This is a genomic window from Endozoicomonas sp. (genome assembly GCF_031844845.1).
Classification (GTDB): domain Bacteria; phylum Pseudomonadota; class Gammaproteobacteria; order Pseudomonadales; family Endozoicomonadaceae; genus Endozoicomonas.
This window is the reverse complement of sequence record NZ_JAVRMB020000070.1, coordinates 1-5,645: the sequence shown is the minus strand read 5'-3', so window position 1 is coordinate 5,645 and position 5,645 is coordinate 1. Positions and strand designations below refer to the sequence as shown.

The window sequence follows — 5,645 nt, the reverse complement described above, 5'->3', positions numbered from 1 at the left end:
GGTATTCCCCTGCTAGTTAAAGGACGTGGAGCCAAGCGTAAGCCGGTAAAGGGCAAGCCCTCTACTGCAACTGGCAATGAAACGTCAAAAAAGAAGATAATGGCTGTTACTCCGGTAGCTGTCTTATTGGAAGCTCTGCCCTTTAGGCCCTAGGGGTCCTTTAGGGGTGAGTAGTTCACCTGCCACTTCGCTGTGACTGGCCGAACCGCCCAAAACAGATGGTCGACCATGAACTGGGAAAACCATCTCTGACACGCTATCAACAGGTTGAAAACCATCGCCCGGAGTTTGATCGCGTGTGCCTTAAGCCCGTAACTGGTCGCTCCCACCAGTTAAGAGTTCATTTAGCAGAACTTGGACACCCTATTCTTGGTTGTGAGTTTTATGCCCATACCGAGGCAAAACAGGTCAGTAACCGCCTGAACCTGCATGCGACAAAGCTCGTTTTTATCCACCCAGTAACCGGGGCAGCAATGATGTTCACATCTCCTCCCCCTTTTTAATATCTGGCAACGATTCCCAAACCATCAAATCAACCGCAACAATCTGGGTACTTAAGTACCCAGATTTCTGATCATAAGACGTCAAATATTCCTAACTAAGTGGTTAGTTTAATACTTTACGATAAATGCTACGGTATCTTCGACAGTCTGAAGACGGTGTGCGATCCGAGGAAAATATATTTTAAACCAGAGAGTTAAATATCAAGGAGTCTTCCGCAACACCTACCTGAGCATTACAGAACGAATAATTTAAAAGGAGTATCTGACATGTTTAATTATAAATTAATTCCACTACTGAAAGCTTTATGTTTATTGGTCATATTTTCTTCTACCGGTGTGTTTGCAGAACAAACCCGATCTAATGAATTGATCATGACTTTTATAAATGACAACATCCCTTTCATACGACTGATAAACATTAACTTCAAGATAAAAGATCATATAGAAACACAACCAAATACTTATGAAGGTGTTTCATCTGAAATAATGGATATCAATAAAGGAAAAATCACTGTAAATGTTGGTAGAAAGGGGAGCACCGCTGTTGCTAATAAATTTAATGACTGGGTAACCCACGAAGGCCGTAACGTATTTGGAAAAAAACCGGATAAGTTAAACTTTGCCGTTCAGGGGGATCTGGAATTAACTCTGGATGTATTCGGGAAGCAACAAACCGTTGTTTATCGTGACTTCGTAATTGCCCAGGGTCATACCGGGGCAGTTAATAACTGGTGGGCAGGCAGCCCCGGTTGCAAACATGGCGTTTATGTCTACAACCCTGACAGTCTTCCCAGGAAAAGTGGCCAACAGCGATCAATGACCTGTTTAGGCCAGATGCATATGCAATTTATGCGGTATCAATTTGATATGAACGGAATCTATATGATCCCAAGGGATGTTTTTTAACGTAACAAAATGCCGGTTACAGGAAATACTCTGGAGCCGGTAATAATAGCAATAGATTTTTTCGCTGCTGCCCAGAGACATTCCTGAGCAACTATTAGCTGCCGGGTCACTTTCATATCAGAAGCTAATTTCTGAAAAAAACCCATGAGGCTTCAGAAAGCTGACGATCAGAAGCATTAGCCAGAACCTCTTTATTGCTCAGCCTATTGAGAAGTTTTGCTGATGCCTGCTTAAAATCACTAAGCTCAGAACCTGCCAGGATCCTATTCGTTCGGAGCTGAGTTTTCATTGCATCAACAGGGCGACCATCCACATACATTTCGTAGTGAAGGTGTGGTCCTGTGGATAAACCCGTGTTACCGGATAAGCCGATAACGTCGCCACGACGCACCTGCTGGCCTGCCTTAACCTTTAACTGGCTCAGGTGCAGATACCGGGTAACATAACGCCGCCCGTGCTGAATCTCGATATAATTTCCGGCGGTGGGATGATTTACCACCGACTCAACAACAATACCATCAGCTGCCGTTATCACTGGTGTTCCCACGGAAACCGCCCAGTCCGTACCTTTATGCGGGCGAATCTGACCGACAATCGGGTGCTGCCTCGATAAGGCAAAACCAGAGCTCACTGAATACTCTTTCTCGAAAGGTAAACGCAAAAAGCTTCTTCCGAGCCGTTTTCCCTCCTGTGTGTAATAACCACCGTCACTATGGCGAATGGCCGTTAATGTTCTGCGCTGTTGATAGATCCACGCCGCCAGAATTCGAGGTTCATCAGCCAATCGGTCTCCCGACACTTTTTCCAGCAGAATATCAAAACGATCACCCCGGTGAATCTCCCGACTGAAGTCCAGCTGCCATTGAAAAATATTGGCAAATTCACTCATGACAGACAGTGACAATCCCGCCGCTTTTGCACTGGCATAAAAGCTATGCTGTATTTCCCCTCCGATACGGACGGTTTCCAGTAATTTCTTACTCCCGTTTGTCTGCACCGTAAGGGCATCATCTTCAATCTGGATGATTGTTGCAAACGACAGCACCTCACCAGAAGCCATTATCATTTCCGGCTTGATAATCTGATTATTATTGGGCAATGAAATGGGGTCTACCTGATCATCAGCGGAGGAAAGCAACGTGAAACTGAATAAAATTAAGAAGGATAAAAAGGTAACCTTTCCTGCTTTCCTGATAAACCCCATGAAGCTGACCTGTTGAAATTCGATTCAAAGAGTATCTCGTGATATGGGAAAGAGCCCTATGCTGACTTGCACTTAAACAACGATGGTCAGGAAATATCCCTGACATTCAAACGATAAAATCCGCTCAATTGGATACGGTATTTTCTTATTTAGAGGGGACTGTTACCAGATTCTGTCCACAGAGCCTGAAGTAAAAGGATTTTCATTTGATTCGTTCAGGATACCAACAGAGCTCATCGCATTGTTGGTACCACAAACGCTATTTAGACTTACTCAACACCCTGACTATGCAGATAGTCATCATAACTGCCATGGAAATCCACCAGGCCGGAATCTTTGATTTCAATAATCCGCGTTGCCAGCGAAGACACAAACTGTCGGTCATGGGAAACAAAAACCAATGTGCCGGGATAGTTTTCCAGCGCCAGGTTCAGGGATTCGATGGACTCCATATCCATATGGTTGGTGGGTTCATCCATCAGCAATATATTCGGTCGCTGCTGAATCAACTTGCCAAACAACATCCGACCCTGCTCACCACCGGAAATAACCCGAACGGATTTTTTCAGATCGCTCTGGGAGAACAGCATCCGACCCAGAACCCCACGAATCACCTGCTCATCATCCCCCGGATTCATCCACTCGCTCATCCAGTCGAACAGGTTCACGTCCCTATCAAAATCAGCACTGTGATTCTGGGCGTAATAACCAATGCTGGCGTTTTCTGACCATTGAACCGTTCCGCTACGTGGTGCCATCTTGCCAGCCAGCGTATGCAGCAGGGTTGTTTTACCGACACCATTCTGGCCGATAATGGCGATACGTTCACCCACCTCAACCATTAGATTAACTTTGTTAAACAGGTCATCCCCGTAGCCCTGACTCAGCTTTTCAACCACCAGCGCATTTCGAAACAGTTTCTTTTCCTGCTCAAAGCGGATGAAAGGGTTCTGACGGCTTGAAGGCTTGATCTCGGCTAATTGGATCTTATCAATCTGCTTTGCTCTGGAGGTCGCCTGTCTGGCCTTGGAAGCGTTGGCAGAGAATCGGCTAACAAAGGACTGAAGTTCGGCAATCTGGGCTTTCTTGCGGGCATTATCAGCCTGCATACGCTCTCGAACCTGCGTGGCCGCCGTCATGTATTCATCGTAATTACCAGGCATCACCTGCAGTCGGCCATAATCCAGATCCGCCATATGGGTGCAGACACTGTTCAGGAAGTGACGGTCGTGAGAGATGATAATCATGGTGCAGTCACGCTGCTTCAGAATATCTTCCAGCCAGCGGATAGCATTGATATCCAGGTTGTTGGTCGGCTCATCCAACAGCATGATTTCAGGATCTGCAAACAACACCTGAGCCAGCAGTACACGTAGCTTCCAGCCCGGAGCAACAGCGCCCATAAGGCCATAATGCTGTTCACCAGGGATATCCAGACCCAGCAATAATTCACCCGCACGGGCTTCTGCGGAGTAACCATCCATCTCGCCAAACTGAACTTCAAGGTTGGCAACCCGCATACCTTCTTCTTCAGTCATCTCAGCCTGGGCATAGATGGCATCGCGCTCTGCCTTCACTTTCCACAGCTCAGCATGCCCCATGATCACCGTATCAATCACGGTATAATTCTCGTAGGCGAACTGATCCTGACTCAGCTTGGCCATACGCTCATGACGATCTTTGCTGACCGTCCCGGACGAGGCTTCAAGCTCACCCCCAAGGATTTTCATCAGAGTTGACTTACCACAACCGTTGGCACCAATGAGTCCATAACGGTTACCATCGCCAAACTTGACGGATATATCCTCAAATAGGGGCTTGTCACCGAACTGCATGGTGATATTGGCTGTAGAAATCAAATTATTGTCCTGCTCTTTAGTCAACTTAATTAATCAGAAATTTCGACGCAGACTACAGTGACTATTCCTTTGAGCCAATAGGTAGTTTACAAATTCTGTTGGTATGGATTTCAGCGTAGCTCCAAACACCATGAATAAAAGGCTTATTAAAGCCTGCGGCATTGTCACTCAGGAAATATCGGCCAGCTCTGCTTGAATATCAACCTGAGGCCGTTAAACTCGGTGCCATTTAATGAAGCTGCCAATCCCAATGCCCATCAAACTCCGCTGCCCTATCTGTTATGAACCACTCTCCTCAGAAAAAAGAGGCGCTGCCTGTCAAAATAACCATCAGTTTGACCGGGCTCGTCAGGACTATCTAAACCTTTTACCCAGTCATAAAAAGCGAAGTAAAAGTCCTGGTGATGATCAGGTAATGGTCGACGCCAGGGCCCGCTTTTTAAATCATGGCCACTATCAACCAGTCGTCGATGTGTTGATCGATAAAATCAGTACTTTTAGCAATAAAACCAATCAGAATATTCTTGATGCCGGTTGTGGTGAAGGTTATTACACATCGGCAATAAAAAATCGGATTGAAGGCAGTGAGGTCTGCGGATTCGATATTGCCAAACCAGCCATTCTTGCCGCCAGCAAACGTAACAAAAATATTGAATGGCTGGTCGCCAGCGTCAGTGCGCTACCGTTGATGGATGGTCAGTTTGATACGGTTATCAGTATTTTTTCACGCACTGACTGGTCTGAATTCTCAAGAGTCCTGAAACCTGGCAGACATATCGTCATCCTGACACCCGGCAAGAATCACCTGCTGGCACTTCGCAACGCGATTTATGACGAAGTTCGCCCTTATCCGGAAGATAAACGCCTTCAGGATTTACCCGACGACTTTCATCTGCTGGAAAGCCAGACTGTCAGGGCAAACATGATGCTGGATTCTCCTCAAGCCATTATGGATCTGCTCACCATGACCCCTCACTACTGGCATGTAAATGTCGGCCAGAAACAGCAGCTGGAACAACTTGACCAGCTTGAGTGTGAACTGGAGATGCGCCTGTCTGTAATACAAAAAGTGTGAAGCAAAAAACAGTGACCCACTATAGGTAAAACTACTGCCTCACATCAATTTTACCAAGCTTTACTAATGGTATAACTGAGACATGGCCTGGTACATGG

The 5,645-nt window shown here is 46.2% G+C and carries 5 protein-coding genes; 3 read left to right on the top strand and 2 right to left on the bottom strand.

Annotated elements, in window-relative coordinates; all coding sequences use genetic code 11:
• Positions 1-179: 179 nt before the first annotated feature.
• Positions 180-503, top strand: coding sequence for a pseudouridine synthase (locus RM811_RS03290; protein WP_402520730.1), 324 nt, complete (start codon positions 180-182; stop codon positions 501-503).
• Positions 504-770: 267 nt separating this feature from the next.
• Positions 771-1,409: a hypothetical protein gene (locus tag RM811_RS03285; RefSeq protein WP_402520728.1), complete on the top strand. Its 639-nt coding sequence runs from the start codon at positions 771-773 to the stop codon at positions 1,407-1,409.
• Positions 1,410-1,533: 124 nt separating this feature from the next.
• Here RM811_RS03285 and RM811_RS03280 read toward each other — a convergent pair whose 3' ends face one another.
• Together RM811_RS03280 and RM811_RS03275 are read right to left on the bottom strand one after the other, a co-directional pair.
• Positions 1,534-2,613: a peptidoglycan DD-metalloendopeptidase family protein gene (locus RM811_RS03280; protein ID WP_402520726.1), complete on the bottom strand. Its 1,080-nt coding sequence runs from the start codon at positions 2,611-2,613 to the stop codon at positions 1,534-1,536.
• Positions 2,614-2,882: 269 nt separating this feature from the next.
• The gene (locus RM811_RS03275; protein ID WP_402520724.1) at positions 2,883-4,472 is read right to left on the bottom strand and encodes an ABC-F family ATPase; all 1,590 of its coding nucleotides are present in this window, start codon (positions 4,470-4,472) and stop codon (positions 2,883-2,885) included.
• 232 nt (positions 4,473-4,704) lie between these two features.
• On the opposite strand from RM811_RS03275, the gene RM811_RS03270 reads away from it, so the two are divergent.
• Entirely contained in the window at positions 4,705-5,547 is an 843-nt protein-coding gene (locus tag RM811_RS03270) for a putative RNA methyltransferase (protein WP_402520722.1), read from the top strand.
• Positions 5,548-5,645: the final 98 nt, after the last annotated feature.